This window comes from Amycolatopsis aidingensis (genome assembly GCF_018885265.1).
Classification (GTDB): domain Bacteria; phylum Actinomycetota; class Actinomycetes; order Mycobacteriales; family Pseudonocardiaceae; genus Amycolatopsis; species Amycolatopsis aidingensis.
The window spans coordinates 7500517-7523782 of the sequence record NZ_CP076538.1 but is presented as its reverse complement, the minus strand read 5'-3'; the positions used below and the strand labels follow the sequence as shown (position 1 = coordinate 7523782).

The 23266-nt window shown below is 70.0% G+C and carries 20 protein-coding genes and 1 pseudogene; 8 read left to right on the top strand and 13 right to left on the bottom strand.

The genetic code is table 11. The features are described from left to right. Nucleotides 1-87 precede the first annotated feature (87 nt). Together KOI47_RS34660 and KOI47_RS34655 are read left to right on the top strand one after the other, a co-directional pair. Nucleotides 88-1431 carry a 3-oxoacyl-ACP reductase gene (locus KOI47_RS34660; protein ID WP_216211940.1) on the top strand — a complete coding sequence of 448 codons (1344 nt, stop codon included), beginning with the start codon at nucleotides 88-90 and terminating at the stop codon, nucleotides 1429-1431. A gap of 5 nt (nucleotides 1432-1436) precedes the next feature. Beyond that, nucleotides 1437-2300, top strand: coding sequence for a MaoC/PaaZ C-terminal domain-containing protein (locus KOI47_RS34655; RefSeq protein WP_216211937.1), 864 nt, complete (start codon nucleotides 1437-1439; stop codon nucleotides 2298-2300). Between the two features lie 162 nt (nucleotides 2301-2462). On the opposite strand, the gene KOI47_RS34650 is transcribed toward KOI47_RS34655, so the two are convergent. After that, on the bottom strand, nucleotides 2463-3134 hold the full coding sequence (locus KOI47_RS34650) for a TetR/AcrR family transcriptional regulator (RefSeq protein ID WP_216211934.1): 672 nt from the start codon (nucleotides 3132-3134) through the stop codon (nucleotides 2463-2465). Between the two features lie 130 nt (nucleotides 3135-3264). Here KOI47_RS34650 and KOI47_RS34645 point away from each other — a divergent pair, with 130 nt between their 5' ends. Together KOI47_RS34645 and KOI47_RS34640 are read left to right on the top strand one after the other, a co-directional pair. Next, the gene (locus KOI47_RS34645) at nucleotides 3265-3924 is read left to right on the top strand and encodes an SCP2 sterol-binding domain-containing protein (RefSeq protein ID WP_216211931.1); all 660 of its coding nucleotides are present in this window, start codon (nucleotides 3265-3267) and stop codon (nucleotides 3922-3924) included. Between the two features lie 117 nt (nucleotides 3925-4041). Beyond that, the gene (locus KOI47_RS34640) at nucleotides 4042-4587 is read left to right on the top strand and encodes an SCP2 sterol-binding domain-containing protein (protein ID WP_232376960.1); all 546 of its coding nucleotides are present in this window, start codon (nucleotides 4042-4044) and stop codon (nucleotides 4585-4587) included. A 1-nt stretch (nucleotide 4588) separates the two neighbouring features. Here KOI47_RS34640 and KOI47_RS34635 read toward each other — a convergent pair whose 3' ends face one another. The 4 genes and pseudogenes from KOI47_RS34635 to pdhA form a co-directional block, all read right to left on the bottom strand. Next, entirely contained in the window at nucleotides 4589-5068 is a 480-nt protein-coding gene (locus tag KOI47_RS34635; RefSeq protein WP_216211929.1) for an FxsA family protein, read from the bottom strand. Nucleotides 5069-5209: 141 nt separating this feature from the next. Then, on the bottom strand, nucleotides 5210-6583 hold the full coding sequence (locus KOI47_RS34630) for a dihydrolipoamide acetyltransferase family protein (RefSeq protein ID WP_216211926.1): 1374 nt from the start codon (nucleotides 6581-6583) through the stop codon (nucleotides 5210-5212). Nucleotides 6584-6599: 16 nt separating this feature from the next. Continuing rightward, nucleotides 6600-7631: an alpha-ketoacid dehydrogenase subunit beta gene (locus KOI47_RS34625; protein WP_216211922.1), complete on the bottom strand. Its 1032-nt coding sequence runs from the start codon at nucleotides 7629-7631 to the stop codon at nucleotides 6600-6602. Nucleotides 7632-7720: 89 nt separating this feature from the next. Continuing rightward, nucleotides 7721-8908: pseudogene (pdhA, locus tag KOI47_RS34620) on the bottom strand (pyruvate dehydrogenase (acetyl-transferring) E1 component subunit alpha); the annotation flags it as partial. Between the two features lie 381 nt (nucleotides 8909-9289). Here pdhA and KOI47_RS34615 point away from each other — a divergent pair. Then, nucleotides 9290-10699: a M20/M25/M40 family metallo-hydrolase gene (locus KOI47_RS34615; protein ID WP_216211917.1), complete on the top strand. Its 1410-nt coding sequence runs from the start codon at nucleotides 9290-9292 to the stop codon at nucleotides 10697-10699. 3 nt (nucleotides 10700-10702) lie between these two features. On the opposite strand, the gene KOI47_RS34610 is transcribed toward KOI47_RS34615, so the two are convergent. From KOI47_RS34610 to KOI47_RS34585, 6 genes are read right to left on the bottom strand one after another with little or no spacing between them, the layout of a single operon-like run. Then, nucleotides 10703-11980: an ABC transporter substrate-binding protein gene (locus tag KOI47_RS34610; RefSeq protein WP_216211914.1), complete on the bottom strand. Its 1278-nt coding sequence runs from the start codon at nucleotides 11978-11980 to the stop codon at nucleotides 10703-10705. 15 nt (nucleotides 11981-11995) lie between these two features. Then, complete coding sequence (locus KOI47_RS34605; RefSeq protein ID WP_216211911.1) at nucleotides 11996-13093, bottom strand: branched-chain amino acid ABC transporter permease; 1098 nt, start codon at nucleotides 13091-13093, stop codon at nucleotides 11996-11998. Next, on the bottom strand, nucleotides 13094-13990 hold the full coding sequence (locus KOI47_RS34600; RefSeq protein ID WP_216211908.1) for a branched-chain amino acid ABC transporter permease: 897 nt from the start codon (nucleotides 13988-13990) through the stop codon (nucleotides 13094-13096). Continuing rightward, entirely contained in the window at nucleotides 13987-15828 is a 1842-nt protein-coding gene (locus tag KOI47_RS34595) for an AMP-dependent synthetase/ligase (RefSeq protein ID WP_216211905.1), read from the bottom strand. The genes KOI47_RS34600 and KOI47_RS34595 overlap by 4 nt, the downstream gene beginning before the upstream one ends. Further along, nucleotides 15825-16610, bottom strand: a complete 786-nt coding sequence (locus KOI47_RS34590; protein WP_216211903.1) for an ABC transporter ATP-binding protein — start codon at nucleotides 16608-16610, stop codon at nucleotides 15825-15827. The genes KOI47_RS34595 and KOI47_RS34590 overlap by 4 nt, the downstream gene beginning before the upstream one ends. Beyond that, a complete protein-coding gene (locus KOI47_RS34585; RefSeq protein WP_216211900.1) occupies nucleotides 16598-17389 on the bottom strand; it encodes an ABC transporter ATP-binding protein in 792 nt (263 codons plus the stop codon). The genes KOI47_RS34590 and KOI47_RS34585 overlap by 13 nt, the downstream gene beginning before the upstream one ends. 102 nt (nucleotides 17390-17491) lie before the next feature. Here KOI47_RS34585 and KOI47_RS34580 point away from each other — a divergent pair, with 102 nt between their 5' ends. Continuing rightward, nucleotides 17492-18922 carry a M20/M25/M40 family metallo-hydrolase gene (locus KOI47_RS34580; protein WP_216211897.1) on the top strand — a complete coding sequence of 477 codons (1431 nt, stop codon included), beginning with the start codon at nucleotides 17492-17494 and terminating at the stop codon, nucleotides 18920-18922. 11 nt (nucleotides 18923-18933) lie between these two features. On the opposite strand, the gene KOI47_RS34575 is transcribed toward KOI47_RS34580, so the two are convergent. Further along, nucleotides 18934-19947, bottom strand: coding sequence for an ABC transporter substrate-binding protein (locus KOI47_RS34575; RefSeq protein WP_216211893.1), 1014 nt, complete (start codon nucleotides 19945-19947; stop codon nucleotides 18934-18936). 73 nt (nucleotides 19948-20020) lie between these two features. Between KOI47_RS34575 and KOI47_RS34570 the strand changes: the two genes are divergently transcribed. Continuing rightward, entirely contained in the window at nucleotides 20021-21046 is a 1026-nt protein-coding gene (locus KOI47_RS34570; RefSeq protein ID WP_216211890.1) for a FecCD family ABC transporter permease, read from the top strand. Beyond that, nucleotides 21043-22080 (top strand): FecCD family ABC transporter permease, encoded by a 1038-nt coding sequence (locus KOI47_RS34565; protein WP_216211885.1) that lies wholly within the window; start codon nucleotides 21043-21045, stop codon nucleotides 22078-22080. Before KOI47_RS34570 ends, KOI47_RS34565 begins: the two co-directional genes overlap by 4 nt. Here the strand turns inward: KOI47_RS34565 and KOI47_RS34560 are convergent. Beyond that, the gene (locus KOI47_RS34560) at nucleotides 22049-23239 is read right to left on the bottom strand and encodes a DUF418 domain-containing protein (protein ID WP_216211882.1); all 1191 of its coding nucleotides are present in this window, start codon (nucleotides 23237-23239) and stop codon (nucleotides 22049-22051) included. The two genes, KOI47_RS34565 and KOI47_RS34560, sit on opposite strands and share 32 nt — an antisense overlap. Nucleotides 23240-23266 lie beyond the last annotated feature (27 nt).

Here is a 23266-nt window from a genome sequence, read left to right as displayed (position 1 = left end):
TGATGTGAACCCGGGACGAGTGTAACCTACTTGCGAGTAGGTTAAGCTTCGTAGTGACGCGACCGGCAGTAAGGGCGGAGGGAAGCCATGGCTGACAGGTATCAGCAGTTCACCAGGACCCCGGTAGGAAAGTTCCTGGTACCCAAGCTCGGCCTGCCGAACCCGACCCCGCTACGCCGGTACAAGCCCGGTCAACCTCACCTCGAGGGTCCCGCACTTCTCGGCGCGGCGCCGGGTGGGCGGCTGGAGAAGTCCCTGCACGGCCAGCTGACCGGCGCCGGGATCGAGGTGCGCGAGCTTGACACCGCTGACGGCAGGTACGGTGCGCTGGTCTTCGACGCCACCGGGATCACCGACCCGGCCCAGCTGCGCGAGATGTACCGGTTCTTCCACCCGGTGATCCGCAAGGTCGGGTACTGCGGCCGGGTCGTGGTGCTCGGCACGCCCCCGGAGCAGGCCGAGGGCAGGGAGCGGATCGCGCAGCGCGCGCTGGAGGGATTCACCCGCTCGGTCGGCAAGGAGCTCAAGCGCGGGGCCACCGCCCAGCTGGTGTACGTGGCCGAGGGCGCGGAGGGCGCGACCGAGTCCACCATGCGCTTCCTGCTCTCGGCGAAGTCGGCCTTCGTGGACGCGCAGGTGATCCGGATCGGCACCGCGGGCAAGCCGGAGGTGCCCGTGCCGGACAACTGGGAGAAGCCGCTGGACGGCAAGGTCGCGCTGGTGACCGGGGCATCGAGGGGGATCGGCGCGTCCATCGCCGAGGTACTGGCAAGGGACGGCGCGCATGTGGTCGCTCTGGACATCCCCGCACAGGGCGGTGACCTGTCCCAGGTGGCCAACCGGGTCGGCGGCTCGGCCCTGCAGCTGGACATCACCGCCCAGGACGCCCCTGCCAAGCTGGCCGAGTACCTCACCGATCGCCACGGCGGGGTGGACATCGTGGTGCACAACGCGGGCATCACCAGGGACAAGACCCTCGGCAACCTTGCCGAGGGCAACTGGGACGCGGTGCTCACCGTGAACCTGGCCGCGCAGCTCGCGGTGAACGACAAGCTGCTTGCGGACAAGGTGCTGCGCCAGGACGGCCGGATCATCGGGGTGTCCTCGATCGCGGGCATCGCGGGCAACGTGGGCCAGACCAACTACGGCACCAGCAAGGCCGGGGTGATCGGCATGGTCGACACCGGCGCGCCCGTGCTCGCCGAGTACGGCGGGACGATCAACGCGGTCGCTCCAGGGTTCATCGAGACCAAGATGACCGCGGCGGTGCCGCTGTTCATCCGGGAGGCAGGCAGGCGGTTGTCCAGCCTCTCCCAGGGCGGGCTTCCGGTGGACGTTGCCGAGACCATCGCCTGGTACGCCAACCCCGCCTCCAGCGCGGTGAACGGCAACGTGGTCCGCGTGTGCGGCCAGGCCCTGATCGGGGCGTGAGCGCGATGACGGTGAAGGAGCTGCGGTCCGAGCCCAAGCTGTCGGCCCTGTACTCCAAGGCGGCGCTCGGCGGGTTGCTGCCCGGCGGCAAGAGCGGCGGTGGCGGTGAGCTGCCCGCGCTGGAGTACGTGCGTTCCGGGGTCACCATCGACCCGGCCCACCTCGCGGCGTACAACCAGGTCTGCGGGTTCCGGCTGGACGACCGGTTGCCTGCCACCTACCCGCACATCCTGGCGTTCCCGCTGCAGATCGCGCTGATGACCGAGCCCGCGTTCCCGTTCCCGCTGCTGGGCATGGTGCATGTGGCCAACCGGATCACCCAGCGCAGGCCGGTCGGCCTCGGCGAGCGGGGCACCATCCGGGTGCGGACGGAGAACCTGCGATCGCATGCGCAGGGCACCCAGTTCGACGTGCTCAGCGAGTGGGTGCCGGAGGGCCAGGACGCCCCGGTGTGGACGGACGTGAGCACCTACCTGCGGCGCGGGGGCTCCTCCGGCGCCGGCGGCAGGAAGGAGCAGCTCGCCGCGCCCGCGCCGACCGCGATCTGGCGGGTGCCCGGCGATATCGGCCGCCGCTATGCCGAGGTCTCCGGGGACCGCAACCCGATCCACCTGCATCCGCTCACCGCGCGGCTGTTCGGGTTCCCCGCGGCGATCGCGCACGGGATGTGGACCAAGGCGCACAGCCTGGCGGCCTTCGAGGGCAGGCTGCCCGATGCCTACACGGTGGACGTGCGGTTCAAGGCGCCGGTGCTGCTACCGGCGAAGGCGGCGTTCACCTCCTGGCGCACCGGCGACGGCTGGGCCTTCGAGCTGTGGAACGCGGGTAAGCCCAAGCCACACCTGGTGGGCTCGATCGAAGCAGGCTAACCGTGTTTAAGAAGGCGCGCGGTCGCCGAACCCGTCTACGGGCCGCGACTTTGTCATGGCTGGTGCGCCGGGTGGGCAGGCGGCCCGCAGCCGGGTTCGCGAGGCCTGCGGCCGGACGCGCGCCCCCGCATCACCTCAGGCAGTCACCTTCTTAACCAGCGCCTAACCGTCTCGCGGTTTCCAGACCTCGCCCTCGACCAGGTCGTTGAACCCGAGCCAGACCAGGTTCATCAGCCAGGAGGCGAGTACGCCGTCGGTCACGTCCGGGTGGTCCAGCCACCAGTCGGCCAGCGACTCGGCGGCGCCGACCAGCGCGGCGGCCAGCCCCTCGCCGGACTTCTCCACCTGCTCGGCCAGCCCCTTGCGGCTGCCTGCCGAGACCACCAGCGCGGCGACCAGCTCGATCGCCCTGCCGCGCATGGCGGTGATCTCCTCGGCGAAGGAGCCACCGACGGCCAGCGCCTGCCGGTGCAGCACGATCCAGGACTCCCGGTAGTCGGCGACGAACCGGTAGAAGGACCGCAGTCCGTGCCACAGCTGCATATCCGGCGGCACGTCCGGCTGGATGCCGCCCTGCACGGCCTCCAGCAGCCGGGTTGCCTCGCGCCGGATACAGGCGCCGAACAGGTCCTCCTTCGCGCCGAGATAGGTGTAGATCATCGGCTTGGACACCCCGGCCACCTCGGAGATCTCGTCCATCGACGCCGAGTGGTAGCCGTACTGGGAGAACACCTGCACCGCGGCGTCCAGAATCTGGCGCTCGCGAACGGCCCTCGGCAGTCGCTTGGCCCGTTCGGGTGGGCGCTGCTGCTGCGCCTGTACTTCCTCCGACACACGTACCTCCTGTTCTACTGAACGCTACCGGTTGTCGAGGTCGAAGGCGGTAATCAGGCAGGTTCGCCGCGCTTGCCGCAGTACCTACTGGCAGGTAGCCTTACTTGAGAGTAGGTTTTGGGAGAGGGCTATGGCGGACAGAACTGGGGTCACCGGCGTGGAACTGGCAGGTCTGCGGGGCCGGGCACTGATCGAAACCCTGGAGCGGATCGACCCGGCAGGGCTGGATCCCGCCGAGGTCGACGTGAACGCCCTCGCCGCCGCCATGGACCCGGCCGAGCTGGGCAAGGACGACTTCCGCAGGCTGCTGGCCGCGCTGTCCAGGGTCGCCGAGCGGGTGCCCGAACTCGACCTCGGCCGGGTGGACCCGAAGCACTTCGCCACCCTGGTGGCCAGGGCCTCCCGCGCGCAGCTGGACCGGGTGGTCGCCGAGCCGCGGCTGCGGGCGTGGCTGCTCGGCGAGATCTTCTCCCGGATGAGCACCCACCTGCGCCAGGACCGGGCCGTGGACCTGGACGCCGTGGTGCACTGGCGGCTCTCCGGCGGCAGCGGTGCGGGCGGCTACGACCGCTACGAGACGGTCATCCGGGGCGGCACCTGCACGGTGCGCCGGGACATGCTGGAGCAGCCGAGGGTGACCATCACGATCGGCCCCGCGGACTTCTTCCAGCTGATCACCCACCAGGCCACCCCGGCCGTTCTCTTCGTCACCGGAAAGATCAAGGTGAAGGGGGACCTGGCATTCGCCGCGGGTTTGATCGGTTTCTTCGATCTCCCCAAACCCGGTTGATCGAGTACCATTTCCGCCGTGTCAAGGGCAGCAGCGATCACGCGGAACTGGCGGACGAGACTGCCATTCCGGCGCCGCGGGAAGGCCACGCCGCACGCGGCGGAGAGCGAGCACGCGATCAACGCCTTCGCCCGCAGGGTCAACCTCGGCGCACTCAGCCCGGAGCAGTTCGTCCAGCTGATCGACACCCTGCACATGCTGGGCCGGACCGGCGCGGGTGTGGAGTTGAGCTCGCTTTCCACCGAGGTGCTCGTCGACATCGTCCGCAACGCCTCCAAGGAACAGCTCAGGGCCATTACCGAGCACGACGAGTTGCGCTCGGTATTTCTGGACGAGATTTTCCGCCGGATGTCCGAACATTTCATCCCGGAGCGGGCCAGAAATGTCAGCTTTGTGGTCGGCTGGCGTTTCACCTGGGGCGACGGCAGCGGCGGTTTCGACCGTTTCCAGACGCTGATCGAGGACGGCATGTGCGTGTCAAGCACGGACCTCGGGCACGAGCCGGACACCACGATCACCGTGTCCGCGGAGGACTTCATCCGGATGGCCACCGGCGGGGTCGCGGTGGCGACGATGTTCGTCACCGGCCGGGTCAGGGTCAAGGGTGAGTACGCCCCGGCCATGCGGTTCAGCAGCTACTTCGACCTGCCAGGCGGGGAGTGAGTCACTGCGAGTCGATGATCGGCCGGGTCGGCGGCTGTGCCTGCCGGTCCTGCCGGTCCGGCGGGTGACCGTCGACCACCTCACCGTCCACCACGATCACGCGCCCCTGCCCGCGCATCGGCCCCATGGCCTGCGCGCGGCGCTCCAGCCTGCGCACCCACGCCCGGCGGAACACGCCCCTGGTGGGCGGCAGCAACAGCAGCAGCCCGGCCAGGTCGCTGACGAACCCGGGCAGCAGGATCAGCACCCCGCCGAAGGCGACCAGCATGCCGTCGGTCAGCTCGGCGTGCGCCGGCCTGCCAGCGCCGGCTGCGGCCAGGAAGGCCTGCGCGGCCCTGCCTCCCTCACGCCGGGCCAGCGCCGACCCGATGAAGGCCCCGGCCAGTAGCAGGCCGAGCGTGCCGAGCAGCCCGATGACCGAGGCGACCGCCCAGACTGCGGCGATCTCGGCGACCAGGTAGAGCAGCAACACGACAGCCATACCCGGTCAACGTATGCCCCACCCGATTCGTTCCCCCGGGCCCTGAACGTGGCTTTCAGGACGTTAGATGTCCCAAAAGTGCCGTTCGCGACGGTGGACGTCGCGAACATGCCGTTCAGGGCCCTCGGGGGACGGGCTGGGTCAGAAGGTGAAGGCCACCGAGGGGTCGGCGAGCAGCGCGCCGACGTCGGCGAGGAACTGCGAGCCCTGCTGGCCGTCCACCACCCGGTGGTCGAAGCTGAGTGCCAGTTGCAGCACCTTGCGCACCGTGAGCTCGCCGTCGACCACCCACGGGGTGTCCCGGATCATGCCGAAGGCGAGGATCGCCGACTCACCGGGATTGACGATCGGGGTGCCGGTGTCCACGCCGAACACCCCGACGTTGCTGATCGTGATGGTCCCGTTCAGCATGTCCGCAGGCGGCGTCTTGCCCTCCCGTGCGGTGTCGGTGAGTTCCCCGATCGCGCCGGCGAGCTCGGCAAGGGACATCCGGTCGGCGTCGCGGATCTTCGGGACCACCAGCCCGCGCGGGGTGGCCGCGGCGACCCCGAGATGCACGTAGTCCTTGTAGACGATCTCGCCGGCTTCGGAGTCCCAGGTAGCGTTCACGTCCGGGGTGCGCTTGGCGGCAAGGCACATCGCCTTGCAGGCGAAGGCGAGCGGGGTGAGCTTGACCCCGGCGAAGGCCGGGCTCTGCTTCAGCTTCTCCCGCAGCTCCATCATCGGCGTGACGTCCACCGTGAGGAACTCGGTGACATGCGGCGCGGTGAACGCGCTCTGCACCATGGCGTTCGCGGTGGCCTTGCGCACGCCCTTGATCGGCACCCGGTGCTCCCGCGCCGCGGTGTCCGCGGCGGGCGCCGTGGCGGCTGCCGCGGCCTCGGCGGGTGCCTCCTCGGCGGCAGCGGCCCGCTGCACGTCCTCCCTGGTGATCACGCCACCCTCGGCGCTGCCGGTGACCGTGCGCAGGTCCACCCCGAGATCCTTGGCGAGCTTGCGCACCGGCGGCTTCGCCAGCGGCACATACCCGCCCACCTCCTGCTCCGCTGTGAGTGCACCGTTGCCTGCATTTTTCGCAGTGAAAGGGGCACTCCCTGCAGTCGGCTCGGCGGCCTTGCGCGGCCGGCGCTTGGTGGTTGCCGCCTTGGAGCCGTAGCCGACCAGCGGCTTCATCTCCTCCTCGGCGGGCTCCTCCGGCTGCGGTGCGGGCTCGGCCTGCTCGGCGGGGGCGGTTCCGTTCCCTGTGGAGCCGGAAGCGGGGGCTCCGCCCGGGTCGACGTCGATGGTCAGGATCGGCGTGCCGACCTCGACCGTCTGTCCCGGTTCCACCAGCAGTTCGGTGACCACACCCGCCCACGGGATCGGCAGCTCCACCGCGGCCTTGGCGGTCTCCACCTCGACCACGATCTGGTTCACCTGAACCTCGTCGCCCGGCTGGACCTGCCAGTTCAGGATCTCCGCCTCGGTCAGCCCCTCCGCGGTGTCGGCAAGGGGAAAGTGCTTGTAGTCAGGCATTCGTCCGATTCCCCCTTCACCAGGCCAGCGCGCGGTCGACGGCATGCAGCACCCGATCGAGATCGGGCAGGTAGTGGTCCTCCAGCTTGGTCGGCGGGTACGGGGTGTCGAACCCGGCCACCCGCAGCACCGGCGCCTCCAGCGAGTAGAAGCACTCCTCCTGCACCCGGGCGGCGAGCTCCGAGGTCAGCGAGGACTCGGTGGGAGCCTCGCTCACCGCGATCAGCCTTCCGGTGCGGCGCACCGACTCGAAAACCGGCTCCAGGTCCAGCGGGGACAGCGTGCGCAGATCGATCACCTCGAGTGCCACCCCGTCGTCCTCGGCGGCGGTGGCGGCATCCAGGCAGACCTTCACCGAGGGGCCGTAGCACACCACCGTGGCCGAGGAGCCGCGCCGCACCACCCTGGAGGCGAACAGCGGGTCCGGGGCGGCGGCCGTGTCCACCTCGGCCTTCAGGTTGCCGGAGTGGTACAGCCGCTTCGGCTCGAAGAACAGCACCGGGTCGTCACAGGAGATCGCCTGCTGGATCATCCAGTACGCGTCGGCAGGGTTGGAGCAGGACACCACCTTCAGGCCCGCGATATGCGCGAACAGCGACTCCGGCGACTCCGAGTGGTGCTCGACCGCGCCGATCCCGCCGCCGTACGGCACCCGGATCACCACCGGCACCTTGACCTTGCCCTGGGTGCGGTAGTGCAGCTTGGCCAGCTGGCTGGAGATCTGGTCGAAGCCGGGGAAGATGAAGCCCTCGAACTGGATCTCGCACACCGGCCGGAAGCCGCGCACGGCAAGGCCGATCGCGGTGCCGACGATCCCGGACTCCGCCAGCGGGGTGTCCAGCACCCGCTGCTCGCCGAAGTCCTTCTGCAGCCCGTCGGTGATCCGGAAGACGCCGCCGAGCTTGCCGACGTCCTCGCCGAGCACGATGACCTTGTCATCGCGTTCCATCGCGGCGCGCAGTCCGAAGTTGAGCGCCTTGCCGATGGTCAGCTGCTGTACCGAGCTCGGCTGCGCCGCGTTGTTCGCCGTCGTGGTGGGAGCAGCCATCACCGACCACCCCCCGCCGCGTTGATGCTCGAGCCCGCAAGCGACTCTTCGGCGTTGATGCTCGAGCCCGCAAGCGACTCTTCGGCGGCGAACCCACCGAGGTAGGCCAGGTACTCCTCGCGCTGCGCCTCCAGCACCGGTGAGGGCTCGGCATAGACGTTCTCGAAGATCCGCTCCGGCGGCGGGTCGGGCATGTTGAAGCAGTAGTCGCGTAGCTCGGCCGCGAAGGAGTCGGCCTCGGCATCCACCTGGTCGAAGAATTCCTGGTCGGCGCCACCACCACGGGCGAGGTGCGCGCGGACCCGCTCGATCGGGTCCTTCAGCTTCCACTCCTCGAGCTCACCGGACAGCCGGTAGCGGGTGGGGTCGTCGGTGGTGGTGTGCGCGTCCATCCGGTAGGTGAACGCCTCGATCAGCACCGGGCCGTTGCCCTGCCTGCATTCCTCCAGCGCCCACCGGGTGACCGCGAGGCAGGCGAGCACGTCGTTGCCGTCCACCCGGATGCCGGGGAAGCCGTAGCCGCGGGCGCGCTGGTACAGCGGCAGCCTGGACTGGCGCTCGGTGGGCTCGGAGATCGCCCACTGGTTGTTCTGGCAGAAGAACACCACCGGCGCGTCGTACACCGAGGCCCAGACGAAGCCCTCGTGCACATCGCCCTGGCTGGTGGCGCCGTCGCCGAAGTAGACGATCGTCGCCTCACCGTCATCACCGCCGACCTTGCCCTCGAACTTCTGCCCCATGGCATAGCCGGTGGCGTTGAGCACCTGGTTGCCGATGACGATCGTGTACGGGTGGAAGCCGTGCCGCTTGAAGTCCCAGCCGCTCTGGTCGGTGCAGCGGAAGATGCCGAGCAGTTCCTTGAAGTCCACCCCGCGGGTCCAGGCGACTCCATGCTCGCGGTAGCTGGGGAAGGCCATGTCATTCGGCCGCAGCGCGCGGCCGGAGCCGATCTGCGCCGCCTCCTGGCCGAGCAGCGGGACCCAGATGCCCAGCTGCCCCTGCCGCTGCATGGCGTTGGACTCCCGGTCACCCCGGCGCACCAGCACCATGTCGCGGTACAGCCCGCGCAGGGCCTCCGCGTCGATGTCCGCGGCATACGGATCGAAGGGTGACGAGGGAACCCGCTCGCCTTCGGGGGTGAGCAACTGAGTGAGCTCAGCGCCACCTTCGGTCGTTGCTCGCAAACCCGCTATCACCTGTTCTGGGGTCGGTTCCGCCGCTGTCGCGGCTGGTCCGGCGCCAGGTTCCGGGCGCGTCCACTGTTCGGGGGACGACATGCGCTACTCCTTGTGTCGGTGCCGCGCAGCCGCTTGTGGCGGCCGCCACGACGACTCGCCGGCGGCCACTCGCGCATCGGGTCCGAGCGCTGGCGTATCCGTCGGCGGTGACGGTGTTCGCGGTCATCCTGGCATGAAACCCGCCCTTCTGGTGAGTCCTCGAAGCCGTTTTGTTGTTGACGAAGTACCGTCCGAGCTGCGTAAACGCTTGGAACACCTACCGTGGGGCCGCCGAAAGTAGGGTTTGCGCCCGCCCAGCGCGACCAGCCCTTCCATGCGGGTGAATAGGCGGCGGCGACCGGGCAGGCATCCCGGCCATCCGTCCCCCGAATGCCGGTGTTGTGGCATATGACACACCCCGTCCATGTCAGGATCGGGGGCATGGACCAGCACGTACTCCGGGAGACCGTGCACGAGCTGTGGGCTGGTACGGCGCTGGACAGCCTGTCCGGTTTCGTCGCGATCCCCGCACTCTCGCCCGCCTTCGACCCGGTCTGGTCGGCGAACGGCCAGCTGCACGCGGCCGTGCGGCATGTCCGGGACTGGCTGGCGGCGCTCGGCCTGCGCGGGGCGAGCACCGAGGTGATCCAGCTGCCGGGGCGCACCCCCCTGCTGGTGCTGGACGTGCCCGCAAGGGAAGCCTCGAACGAGGAGACCGTGGTCGTCTACGGCCACCTGGACAAGCAGCCCGCCGCGGGTGAGTGGTCCCCCGGCCTCGGCCCGTGGACCCCGGTGGTCCGGGACGGCAGGCTGTACGGCCGCGGCGCGGGCGACGACGGCTACGCCGCCTACGCGGGCGCCGGTGCGCTGTCCGCACTGCAGGCCGCGGGTGGGCGGCACGCGCGTACCGTGCTGCTGCTGGAGACCTGTGAGGAGTCCGGCAGCCCCGACCTGCCCCGGTACCTCGAACTGCTTGCCGACCGGCTGGGTCCGGTCGGCCTGGTGATCTGCCTGGACACCGCGGGAGGGGACTACGAGCGGCTGTGGCTGGCCACCTCGCTGCGCGGGATCGCCTTCCTGGACCTGACCGTGCGGGTGCTGGAGTCCGGGGTGCACTCCGGGCACGGCAGCGGCATCGTGCCCAGCTCCTTCCGGGTGATCCGGCAGCTGCTGGACCGGATCGAGGACCCGCACACCGGCGAGATCACGCTGCCCGAGCTGAACGTGGAGGTGCCGCCGGAACGGCTGGCCGAGATCCGTGCCGCGGTCGCCGGTGGCTATCGCGCCCCGGAGCTGCCGCTGGCCGAGGGCGTGCGCCCGTTGAGCGAGGACGCGGTGGAGCTGATCCTGAACAACACCTGGCGGCCCACGCTCTCGGTGACCGGCGCCGACGGGCTACCGCCGATCGCCGAGGCAGGCAACGTGCTGCGGCCGCTGACCGGGCTCAAGCTGAGCTTCCGGCTGCCGCCGACCGCGGACGCCACAGCCGCGCTGCGTGCGATCGAGCGCGCGCTCACCGGCGGGGTGCCGTTCGGTGCGCAGGTGCTGCTGGACCGGGCGGATGCGGCCGACGGCTGGAACGCCCCGCCGACCGCACCCTGGCTGGAGTCCACGCTGGACAAGGTCAGCGCGGACGTGTTCGACCGGGACTGGCAGGCGATCGGGCTGGGCGGCTCGATTCCCTTCCTCGGCATGTTCGCCCGTGCCTACCCGCAGGCCCAGTTCGTGGTGACCGGCCCGCGCGGCCCCGGCAACAACGCGCACGTCCCGGACGAGTGGCTGCACCTGGACCAGACCGCGCGGGTCACCGAGGCCATCGCCCGCATCCTGCACGCCCACGCCACCGCCTGATGGTCAGATGTCGGCCTTCTTGAACTCGAAGGACTTGGCGGCTTCGGAGGTGAAGTTGTACTTCAGCGTGGCGAGGCCGAAGGGCTTGGCAGGGTCGACCGAGAACAGCGTGGTCGTGCGCGGTGGGTTCCGTTGCTCGGCGGGACCGTAAGCGTAGTCACCGGTCAGCCCCTCGAAGGACACCGTGCCCAGCTGCCTGGACGCCGCCAGCACCCCGTCCCTTGAGAGGTCACCGGCCGCCACCGCCTGCTCCAGCACCTCGGTCATCGCGCGGGCCTGGTTGTAGCCGAAGGCGAAGTAGAAGTCCGGCTGCTGCTGCGGCGCGTACTCCGCCACCCTGGACACCATGTCCTGCATCCCGGGGACCGACTCGTCACCCCACTCGGTGCCCTCGGCCACGATGGTCACGTACTGCCGCATGTACGGCGCCACCGGCGACTCGGCCAGCGCGCCGACGTAGCTGGGTGACTGCGCGTACCACTTCGGGGTGAACTTGGCCTGCGCCGCGGTGCCCCAGATCTTGCCCGCGTCCGTCGGGGTCGCGGTGAGGAACACCATCTCGCAGCCTGCCTGGGCCAGCGCGCCGATCTGCCCGGCGTAGTTCTCGGTGTTCACCTTGAACCGCTGGGTGTTCGCCACGGTGAAGCCGTACTTCTCCGCCGCGTAGTCGATGCCCTGCTGGCCCGCCTCTCCGTAGACGTCGTCCTGCACCATCGTGCAGATCGTGGAGTCGGGCGAGCCGCCGCCCTCGCCGAGGTAGTGATCCATCGCGTTGATCGACTGGATCTGGTACGGCGCCCCGACCGGCAGCAGGTTGTCCTCCCGCACCCACAGCGCGTCCAGCGACGCGGGCGCGCCGAGGATCTTGTCCGAACGCAGCTGCGGCAGCACCGCGAGGGTCGGCGCGGTGCCGAGGATCTGGGTGAACGCCACCACCTCGCCCTTGATCTTGTTGTACTGCTGCACGGTGACATCCGGCTTGTACTGGGTGTCCTCCTGCACCAGCTCGACCTTGTACTTGCCTGCGATCCCGCCCTGGGCGTTGATGTGGTCGAACCACACCTTGTTGCCGGAGGTCAGCGGCTGGCCGATCACCGCGATCGGTCCGGACAGCGGGCTGAGCACGCCGAGGCGGATCGTGCTGCCGTCGAACCCGGCCGTGTTCGCAGGCTCGCCCGCGGTGCCACCGCCGGAGTCACCGCCCTCGCCCGCGCCACCGCAGGCGGCGGCGAGGGTTACCGCCGCGATCGCCGCCACCAGCCGAAATCGTGTCGTGCGCATGCCAGACCTCCTTGGTCAGTACGAGAACGGCCACGCCTTGAAGTAGTTCTTGACCCGTAGCCAGATGCCGGCGAGGCCGAGTGGTTCCAGCACGAGGAACAACACGATCAGCAGGCCGAAGATGGCCTGGTTGAGCGCGAAAACGCTGATGAACCCCTCGCCGCCGACGCTGGTGCGCACGCCGGGGATGGCGTCGGAGTAGCGGTCGATCAGCGCGGGCAGCGCGCCCACGAAGATCGCCCCGAGTACCGAACCGAAGATCGTGCCGAGGCCGCCGACGATCACGATCGCGATGTACTGGATGGACAGCAGCAGGTTCCACTCGTCCGGGCTGACGAACTGCTGGTACGAGCCGAACAGCGCGCCAGCCATGGCCGCGATCGCGCTGGAGATCATGAACGCGCCGATCTTGTACCGGCCGGCCCGCACCCCGATCACCTCGGCCGCCTGGTCCCGGTCGCGGATCGCCTGCAGTGCCCGGCCCGGCCTGGTGCGCACCAGGTTCTTCGCCAGCAGCGCGACGATCCCGACCAGGCCCCACACCAGCCAGAAGTAGCCCTGGTTGCGCGAGTAGCTCTCCCCGGCGATGGTCAGCGCGCCGAAGTCGACCGGGCCGATGGTGGCGCCCGCGGTCACCGAGGTGCCGGAGTTGCCGCCGGTGAGCCCGGTGAGATTGCGCCACAGGTGCTCGCCGATGAAGATCAGGCCGAGCGTGACGATCGCCAGGTAGTGCCCGCGCAGCCGCAGGGTGAACGGCCCGATCAGCCCGCCGAGCGCCGCCCCCACCGCGGCGGCCGCGAGCAGCCACAACGGCAGTGGCAGGCCGAGATCCCCGCCGACCCGCGCGGTGACGTAGGCCCCGGCGCCGATGAAGAAGGCGTGCCCGAGCGAGATCTGTCCACAGTAGCCGGTGAGCAGGTTCAGCCCGATCGCGCCGACCGCGGTGATCCCGACGTAGATCAGCACGGAAAGCCAGAAGTCGTCCTGCACCACGGTGGGCAGCACCAGGAACACCAGTAGCATCGCGAGCAGGCCGAACCTGGTCCATGGCGTGCCGAAGAGCCGCAGCTGCTCGGCGTAGCCACGGACCAGGTTCCGGTGTGCCTTGGCCATCTACAGCCGCCTCACTTCTTTGGTGCCCAGCAGGCCGTACGGCCGGATCAGCAGGATCACGATCATCAGCAGGTAGGGCACGATCACCGAGACGTTGTCCCCTGCCCAGCCGGCCAGATGCTGCTGGTAGCCGCGGGTGAGTGCCTCGGCCAGCCCGATGATCAGCCCGCCGAGTACCGCCCCGGCAGGCGAGTCGAGCCCGCCGAGGATCATCGCGGGGAAGGCGGCCAGCGCGATGAACCCGATGGAAGGCGACAGCCCGCCGGGGCCGGCAGCCATGGTGATCCCGGCCAGCGCGGCAAGGGCTGCGGCGATCGCCCAGGACACCGCGTACACCTTGCGCGCGCTGATGCCCTGGGCCAGCGCGGCCTCCGGGTCGAAGGCGGTGGCGCGCATGGCAAGGCCGAGCGAGCTGTAGCGGAAGAACAGGAAGAAGGCGAGGACCACGGCCGCGGTGAGGCCGATCGTCCACAGGTCCCGCACCCCGAAGACCAGCCCGCCGACCTCGACGGTGCGGATGTTCCACGGGTTGGGCACCTGCTTGTTCCGGAACCCCCAGATCGCGGTGATCAGCGGCTCCAGCACGAACAGCAGCCCGATGGTGATCATGATGACCGCGAACGGCGGCTGGCCGACCATCCGGCGCAGCACCAGCCGTTCGAACCCGGCGCCGACCAGCGCGGCCGAGGCGCAGCACAGCACCACAGCCAGCGCGAAGGCCATGGCCAGGTTCTCGGCGAAGGTGTAGCCAAGATACGCCCCGAGCGCGAGCAGCCCGCCCTGGGCGAAGTTGATCACCCCGGTGGACTTGTAGATCACCACGAAGCCGAGCGCCACCAGCGCGTAGGTGGAGCCGAGCGCGAGTCCCGCGAAACAGTTCTGCAAGAAGGTGATCATGAGTACATCGCCTCGATCTCCTCGGCGAACCGCTCGGCGATGGCCCTGCGCTTGACCTTCTGGGTGGCGGTCAGCTCGCCGCCTTCGTGGTCCAGCTCCTTGTCGATCAGCCGGAACCGCTTGATCTGCTCCACCGCGGCCAGTTCGTGGTTCACCTCGGTGACCACGCTCTGCACCAGGTCGCGGACCTCGGGCTTGCCGGAGAGGTCGGCGTAGGTGGTGTAGGCCAGCCCGCGCCGGGTGGCCCAGTCGCCAACGGTGTCCCGCTCGATCCCGATCAGCGCGGTCAGGTACTTGCGCCGGTCACCGAGAACCACGGCCTCCCGCAGGTAGGGCGAGACCTTGAGCCGGTTCTCGATCTCCGATGGCGAGACGTTCTTGCCGCCCGCGGTGATGATGATGTCCTTCTTCCGGTCGGTGATCCGCAGGTAGCCGTCCGCGTCCAGCTCCCCGACATCCCCGGTGTGTAGCCAGCCTTCACTGTCGATTGTGGACGATGTGGCATGCGAGTCGTCCAGGTACCCCTGGAACACGCCGGCCGAGCGGGTGAGGATCTCGCCGTCCTCGGCGATCCGCAGCTCCACCCCGGCCAGCGGCACGCCGACCGCGCCCAGCCGCACGTCCGCGGCAGGAGTCAGGGTGCAGATCGCGGTGTTCTCGGTCTGCCCGTAGCCCTCGCGCACCGTGATGCCGATGGCCCACAGGTACTCAAGCACCTGCGGGGCGATCGGGGCGGCGCCGCTGATCGCGGTGCGCACCCGCACCATGCCGAGCTTCTCCCGCAGCGGCCGGAAGATCAGCAGGTCGCAGGCGGCGAAGGTGAGCCGGTCGGCCAGGGTACGCAGACCGGACATCCGCCGGGCCGCGATCCGCCTGCCATGCCGCAGGCACAGCCGGTACAGCCCGCGCTTGAGCGGGGAGGCGTCGGCCATCCGGATCTGCACCCCGGCCAGCATCTTCTCCCACACCCGCGGTACCCCGAGGAACACGGTGGGCTGGATGTCCCGCAGGTCCGCGGCGAAGGAGTCGCCGCCCTCGCCGAAGTTGACCACCGAACCGGCCCAGACCGCGTCCACCACCGAGATCAGCCGCTCGGCGATATGGCACAGCGGCAGGTAGCTGAGCACCTCGTCCCCGCCCTCGGCACCCAGCGCCTCGACGAACACCTTCGCCGAGGCCACAAGGTTGGCGTGCGAGATCATCGCGCCCTTGGGCGGACCGGTGGTTCCCGAGGTGTACACCAGGATCGCGGTCGCCGAAGGGTCCAGTGTGGACACCGAGTCGGCGTAGGCCGCCAGCGCGTCCGTACCTCCGCCGCGGCGTTCCAGCTCGGCGAAGGTGAGCAGCCCCGGTACCTCCGCCACCCGCACCCCGCGCGGGTCCATCAGCACCAGATGCCGCAGCTCGGGCAGCCGGTGCCGGACCGCGAGTGCCTTGTCCAGCTGCTCCTCGTCCTCGGCGATCAGCACCGTGCTGCGGGAATGCCCGAGCAGGTACTCGACCTCGATCTCCGGTGAGGTCGGGTACACCCCGATGCTCTGCCCGCCGAGCCCCTGTACCGCCAGGTCGGCGAGCACCCATTCCGGGCGGTTCTCGGCGTGGATGGCCACCCTGGTGCCCGGCCCGACGCCGAGCTCGCGCAGCCCCGCGGCCACGGCGGCCACCCGCCGGGCGTACTCAGCCCAGGTCCACTCCCGCCAGTACCCGCGGTACTTCTCCCGGATCGCGGGCGCGTTCCCGCGCTCCCGGGCCTGCTCCAGCAACCGCGCCGGCAGCGTGGCCGCCTTCCCGAGGTGTTCCGCCCTTTCGGTGCCGCGATCCAGTACCGAACTACTCATGCCGCACCGCCGAGGTAGGCGTCGATCACCCTGGGGTCCTGCTGGACCTGCGCGGGCGTCCCGGTGCCGATGGCCACCCCGAAGTCCAGCGCCAGCACCCGGTCGGCGAGATCCATCACCAGCTTCATGTCGTGCTCCACCAGGATCATCGCCAGCCCCAGCTCCCGCCGGATCTCCAGCAGGTACCGGGCGGTGTCCTCGGTCTCCTCCAGGTTCATCCCGGCGACCGGCTCGTCCAGCAGCAGCAGGGCAGGCTCCATCGCCAGCGCCCTGCCGAGCTCGGCGCGCTTGGCGACCCCGTAGGGCAGCAGCCCGGCAGGCATCGACCGGTAGGGCTCCAGCTCGAGCAGCTCGACGATCTCCTCCACCGCGGCGCGGTGGCTGATCTCCTCCCGTTTCGCCCGGCCCCACCAGGCCATTCCGGCGAGGAACCCGGTGCGCATCAGGTGGTGCCTGCCCAGCATCAGGTTGTCGATCAGGGTGAGGTGCCGGAACAGACCGAGGTTCTGGAAGGTGCGCGCCACCCCCATGGCGGCGATCGTGGCCGGGGCGCGGCCGGTGAGCCCGCGGCCCTCCAGGGTGATCGTGCCGTGCTGCGGGCGATAGACCCCGCCGAGGCAGTTGAAGATCGAGGTTTTCCCTGCGCCGTTCGGTCCGATCACGGCGAACAGTTCGCCGCGGGCGACCTGGAAGCTCACCCCGTCCAGCGCGGTGACCCCGCCGAAGCGCAGGGTCAGCTCCCGCACCTCGAGCAGTGGCGCACCGGTGCTCACGTGCTCCATCGCTTCCTCCTGCGGTAGCTCTTCACCTCGGCGAAGGAACGCCGGGACCGCGCCGCACCCGCGCCGAGGTAGAACTCGCGGATGTCCTCGTCGGCGCGCAGCTCGGCGGCCGGGCCGTCGCGGACCACCTTCCCGGTCTCCAGCACGTACCCGGAGTCCGCAATGGACAGTGCCATCAGCGCGTTCTGCTCGACCAGCAGCACGCTGGTGCCCTGCTCGTTGATCTGCACGATGATGTCCCGCACCTGCTCGACCAGCTTCGGCGCCAGACCGAGCGAGGGCTCGTCCAGCAGCAGCAATCGGGGAGCCGCCATCAGCGCCCTGCCGATCGCCAGCATCTGCTGCTCCCCGCCGGAGAGGTAACCGGCGATCGACCGGCGCCGCTGCCCGAGCACCGGGAACAGGTCCAGCACGCGCTGGTAGGACTCCCGTACCTCCGCGCGGGAGCGCCGGGTGTAGGCGCCGGTACGCAGGTTCTCGTCCACGGTGATCTCGGCGAAGACCCGCCTGCCCTCCATCACCTGCGCGATCCCGCCGCGTACCACCTCGGCCGGGTCCGCACCGGTGATGTCCCGGTCCGCCAGCCGCACGCTGCCCTTGGTGATCCTGCCCCGGTGCGGGGTCAGCAGCCCGGTGACCGCCCGCAGCAGGGTGGTCTTACCAGCCCCGTTCGCGCCGAGCAGCGCGACGATCCGGCCGTCCGGCACCTCGAGGCTCAGCCCGCGCAGCACCAGCACCACGTCGGAGTACACGACCTCGAGGTTTTTCACCGTCAGCATCACACATCCACAAAGTGATTTAGATCACGGAGAACAGTGAAGTTAACTGTTGAGTAGCGTGCCAATCAATAGCTGAGCCGAACTGTGATCTGGACTGGCAGGATGGGCCACGTGGAGCAAAACTCGGTACACAACACCGTGCGTGGGCTGTGGGCGGACGACATCCTCCCCAGCCTGTGCGGCCTGGTGGAAATTCCCGCCCTCTCTCCCGTTTTCGACAGCGAGTGGCAGCAGTCCGGGCAGCTGGAAGCCGCCGTGGAACATGTCCGCGGCTGGCTGAATGCGCGCCAGTTCCCAGGGGCCACCATCGAGGTGGTCCGGTTACCGGGGCGCAGCCCGGTGCTGCTGCTGGACGTGCCCGCCACCGAGGATGTCTCGCCGGACGCAGGCACCGTGCTGCTGTACGGGCACCTGGACAAGCAACCACCGGTCGGTGGCTGGTCGGAGGGGCTCGGGCCGTGGAGCCCGGTGGTCCGGGACGGCAGGCTGTACGGGCGCGGCTCCGCGGACGACGGTTACGCGGGCTATGCCGCGGCCGCCGCGCTGTCGGCGGTGCGCGCCGCTGGCGGCAGTCACGCCAGGGCCGTGGTGCTGCTGGAGACCGGCGAGGAGTCCGGCAGCCCGGACCTGCCTGCCTATCTGGAGCAGCTGGCGGAGCGGCTCGGCCGGGTGACCTTCGTGGTCTGCCTTGACTCCGGCGGCAACGACTATCAGCGGCTGTGGCTGACCACCAGCCTGCGCGGCATGGTGCAGGTGGACGTGACCGTGCGGGTGCTGGAGTCCGCGCAGCACTCCGGGCTGGCCAGCGGGGTGGTGCCCAGCTCGTTCCGGATCCTGCGCAGCCTGCTGGACCGTGTCGAGGACGCCGGGACCGGGCAGATCCTGCTGGATGAGTTCAATGTCGAGATCCCGGCCAACCGGCGGGCGGAGACCGTGGCCACCGCCGAGGTCGCGCCCGGCGCAACCGCGAAGGCCTTCCCGCTGGCCGCCGGCATGCGCCCGGCCGCGGAGGACGAGGTGGAGCTGCTGCTGAACAACAGCTGGCGGCCGACGCTCTCGGTGATCGGCGGGGCGGGCCTGCCCGATCCCGCCGAGGCAGGCAACGTGCTACGTGACGCGACCACGCTGGCGCTGAGCTTCCGGCTGCCGCCCACCGCCGATTCCGCAGCCGCGCTTTCCGCCGTGCGGAAGGTGCTGACCACGGACGTGCCGTACGGCGCAACCGTGGAGCTGTCCGGGCTGGAGCAGGCCGACGGCTGGAACGCGCCGGAGGCCGCACCCTGGCTCGCCGACGGGCTGGAGCGGGTCAGCGAGCAGGTGTTCGGCGCGCCGTGGCGCAGCGTCGGGCTCGGCGGCTCGATCCCGTTCATGGGCCTGCTCGGCGAGAAGTACCCGGAGGCGCAGTTCCTGGTGACCGGGGCGCTCGGCCCGGATTCCAACGCGCATGTCCCGGACGAGTGGCTACACCTGGACCAGGCCCAGCGCGTCACCGAGGCCGTCGCCCACCTGCTGCACGCCCACGCCCGCGGCTGAGTTACAGCAAGCTAGGTCAGCTGAGTGAGGGCCTTGGTGATGCTGCTGAGCTGGGAGCCGAAGGAGTGGTAGCTGAACGGGATCGCCGGGTTCCAGCCGATGGTCCGGCCAGCCTGCACCGCGGGTAGCTGGTTCCAGGTCGGGAACCCGGCGAGTTCCTCGCCCTGCAGGTTCTCCGCGCGGCTGTCGTACAGGATCACGTCCGCCTCGTACTTCCCGGCGTTCTCCCAGCTCAGCGCCTCCCAGTAGGCCCCGTCGGTGGTCTGCTCCGGCTCCACGATGGTCATCCCGCGCTCGGTGAAGTGCTTCGCGGAGGGGAAGCCTGCCGCCTTGCCGACGTAGAAGTTGTCCTGGGTCGCCGAGACCAGCAGCACCCGCTTGTCCCCGAGCGCGCCGACCGCCTCCTCGAACCGGGCGTCGATCTCCTCGAACCCGGACCGCGCCGCGCGCACCGGCTCGGCGTCCACATCGGCGCCGAGCGCCTTGGCCAGCTCCCGGAACTTCGCGATCCCGTCCAGCATGGAGACGAAGCCCACGTCCACCCCCACCGTGGGCGCGGCCTTCTCGATCTGGTCGGCCTGCTCCTCGGGCACGTACCACAGCGAGTCCTCTGTGTACATGATGCTGACCAGCAGGTCCGGCCGCAGGCCGATATAGGCGTCGTAGTTGAACTCGCCCCAGACGTTGCCCAGCGAGGTGACCGTGTCCAGGTCCACCGCCCCCACCTCGGGATCCGGGCTGCCGTCCGGCAGCCGGGACGGCCCGAAGATGCCGACCGGGCGCAGCCCGAACTCCCACAGCGCCGCGGCCGCGGCCACCTGCGCGACGATCCGCTCCGGCCGGGGGCCGTCCAGCACGCGGCCCCGGCTGTCGGTGTACTGCCAGGTCCCGCCAGCCTGGCCGCCTCCGGTGCCCTGGGATTCACTGTCCTCGCGGTAGCCGCAGGAGGCCAGCGTCGCGGTCGCGCCGAGTGCGGCGACCCCGGTCAGGAACCCGCGGCGGCTCAGGGCGCTGATGGAACGCATGTACGCCTCCCAGAAGGTAAGGTGAGCTGACCGACTATTTGTATAAGGCTAGCCTTGCCTTACTGTTGGCGCCATGGTGACGATCACCTCGCCGCCCGGGCGCGACCTGCGCACCCTGCGGCCACTGCTGTTGCTCGGCGCGCTCGTCGCCCTGTTGGTGGTGGCCCTGCTGTCGATCGCCTTCGGCTCGAACCAGCTTTCCCTCGGCGCCGTGCTGCACGCGTTGTTCGCCTATGAGGGCACCTTCGAGGACGTAGTGGTCAGGGACACCCGGGTGCCGCGCACCCTGCTCGGGATCGCGGCGGGGATGGCGCTGGGCCTGGCGGGCGCCCTGATGCAGTCGATCACCCGTAACCCGATCGCGGACCCCGGCTTCCTCGGCATCAACCACGGTGCCGCGGTGGCGATCGTGTTCGCGCTGGCGGCCTTTGGTGTCACCGAGCCCGCCGGGCTGATCTGGTTCGCCTTCGCCGGGGCGCTGGTGGCCACCGCGCTGGTGTATGCCATCGGCGGCGGGCGGGGCGCAAGCAGCCCGATGCGGCTGGCCCTGGCGGGGGTCGCGGTGCAGGCGAGCTTCGTCGGGATCAACCAGGCCATGCAACTGATCAACACGCACTCGCTGGACAAGATGCGGTTCTGGCTGGTCGGCTCGCTGGCCAACCGGGAGGTCGACGCGCTGACCGTGCTGCTGCCGTTCTTCCTGGCCGGGGTGGTGCTCGCGCTGCTGCTCGGCCGCTCGCTGAACGCGCTTGCCCTCGGCGAGGACACCGCGCACGGCCTCGGCACCAACCCGCTGCTGGTGCGCTCGGCCGGGCTGCTCGCGGTCGGCCTGTTGTGCGGGGCCGCCACCGCGGCCTGCGGGCCGATCGCCTTCGTCGGGCTGATGGTGCCGCAGCTGGTGCGCGGGCTGGCCGGCCAGGACGAGCGCTGGGTACTCGGGCTGTCCGTGCTGGTCGCGCCGGTGCTGCTGCTCGGCTGCGATGTGCTCGGCCGGGTACTCGGCAGCCCCGGCGAGCTGCAGGTGGGCATCGTCACCGACGTGCTCGGCGGCATCGTGCTGGTGTGGCTGGTCCGGCGGCTGCGGGCGGTGGGCCGATGAGCAGGCGGACGGAGTTGCGCATCGGGGCCCGGCCCACCGTGGTGGTCGGCAGCCTTGCCGTGACCACCTTCGTGCTGGTGGTGCTTTCCATCGGTACCGGGGACTACGCGCTCACCCCGGCCGAGGTGCTGCGCACCCTCGCCGGGCAGGGCAGCAAGTTCGACTACCTGGTGGTCACCGAGCAGCGGTTGCCGCGGGTGCTGGTCGCCGTGCTGATCGGGATGGCGCTGGCACTGGCCGGGACGGTGTTCCAGGTGCTCACCCGCAACCCGCTGGGTAGCCCGGACATCATCGGCTTCACCACGGGCTCGGCGACCGGCGGGGTGGTGACCATCCTGGTGTTCGGCGCGGGCGCCGGTGCGGTCGCGCTCGGCGCGCTGGCCGGCGGGCTGGGCACCGCGCTGCTGGTGTCCCTGCTCTGCGGCTCGCGCGGGTTGCTCGGTGACAAGCTGGTGCTGATCGGCATCGGGGTGAGCGCCGTGCTGGTCGGGCTGAACTCCTACCTGCTGACCAAGGTGGCCATCGGGGACGCGGCGCAGGCGGTCACCTGGATGGTCGGCAACCTGGCGGGCCGCGGCTGGGACCACCTGCTGCCGCTGGCCATCGCGGTGGCCGTGCTGGCTCCCGTGGTGTTCTGCTACGGCCGCCCGCTGCGCATGCTGGAGATGGGCGACCCGCTGGCGATCGGCATCGGGGTGGACGTCAACCGGGTACGGCCGCTGCTGTTCGGGCTGGCCGTGGCGCTGACCGCGGCGGCGACCGCGAGCGCGGGCCCGGTGCCGTTCATCGCGCTCGCCGCGCCCCAGCTGGCGCGCAGGCTGACCCGGCTACCCGGGCCGAACCTGCTGCCCTCGGCGGTAATGGGGGCCGCGCTGGTGGTGGCCGCCGACTATCTCGGTCAGCGGCTGCTGGAGTCCTCACTGCTGCCGGTTGGCGTGGTCACCGCCGCGCTCGGCGGCGGTTACCTTGCCTGGCTTCTGCTGGTGGGCCGCCGAGCCGGCGTCAGTGGTGCCGGGCGCCCTGGCGGTAGCTGAGGCGACGGAGCAATGTCTCGAACGGACCACGGTAGTTCGCGCGGCGCATTGCCTCGGCGAGGATGAGGGACACCAGCCAGGTGGCGATCGCCACCCCGATGGCTCCGGCGAGCCCCATGTCGTCGGTCAACCCGAGGGTGAACGGGTAGAACAGCGTCAGTGCCACGAACGACTGGAAGATGTAGAAGGTCATCGACCGCTGCCCGAGCGCTTCGATCGCCGTCGTGACGGGTCCCCTGGTCCGGCCGAGCCGCACGGCGACGAGCCCGATGAGTGCGGCAAGCCCGATACCGCCGAGGTATCCGGTGAGCGGATGTGCGACGGAGGCGATCAGCACGGCAGTCTCGCTCGGCGTGGTCCATACTCCGGAGGCCATCAGCGCGGCTGGAAGCTTGCCTGCCAGGGACAACCCGATGAGCAGTACCGCCGCACGGCCCAGCAGCGGGTAGTGCGCCGCCGGTTCGTCGAGGAATCGGCGCCGTGCCGCCCAGATGCCGAACAGCACGCCCGGAAGCACCATGGCCAGGGTCATCGGAGTCCCCATCGGCGCCATTTCCAGCCGGGTGAGCATGTTCGCGAAGGGGTCTGCCGACATCGAGGCCGCGAAGCCGGACCCGCCGACCTCGGCGGCCGTGCCGCTCAGCTCGGATCGCAGCAGCCACGCCGTCACCGCGGTGGCAGGGATGAAGCTCACCCCCGCGGCCCAGAGCAGTGTCGAGTCCTTTGCCCGCACCATCCCTGCGACCAGCATCGCGGCCAAGCCGTACACGGTGAGGATGTCAATGGGCGCGATCACGACGGCATGCACGAGACCGATCGCGAACAGCCAGAAGCCGCGTCGACGCAGTAGTTTCCGGATCGACGTCCAGTCATCACCGCGCTGCTGCCTGCCGCGCATCAGCTGCGCGAGACCGTAACCGAACAGGAACACGAAAAGCGGTCGTGCCTCGTTGCTGACCAGTAACGTCAACAGGAACTCGCCCGCTTCGTTCAGTGGCTTCGAGCCCATGCCCGGATTGCTGACGAACAACGGGATATGTGCCAGCGCTATCGCCAGCAGCATGAACCCGCGCGCCAGATCCGGTGCCAGCGCCCTCGCTGCCCCGGTACTCGCCGTGGGCGGCGGCAGCACAGGTGTCCGCGGTGCGGTGGTACCCACGTGGTCTCCTTACTCGACATCCCGTTC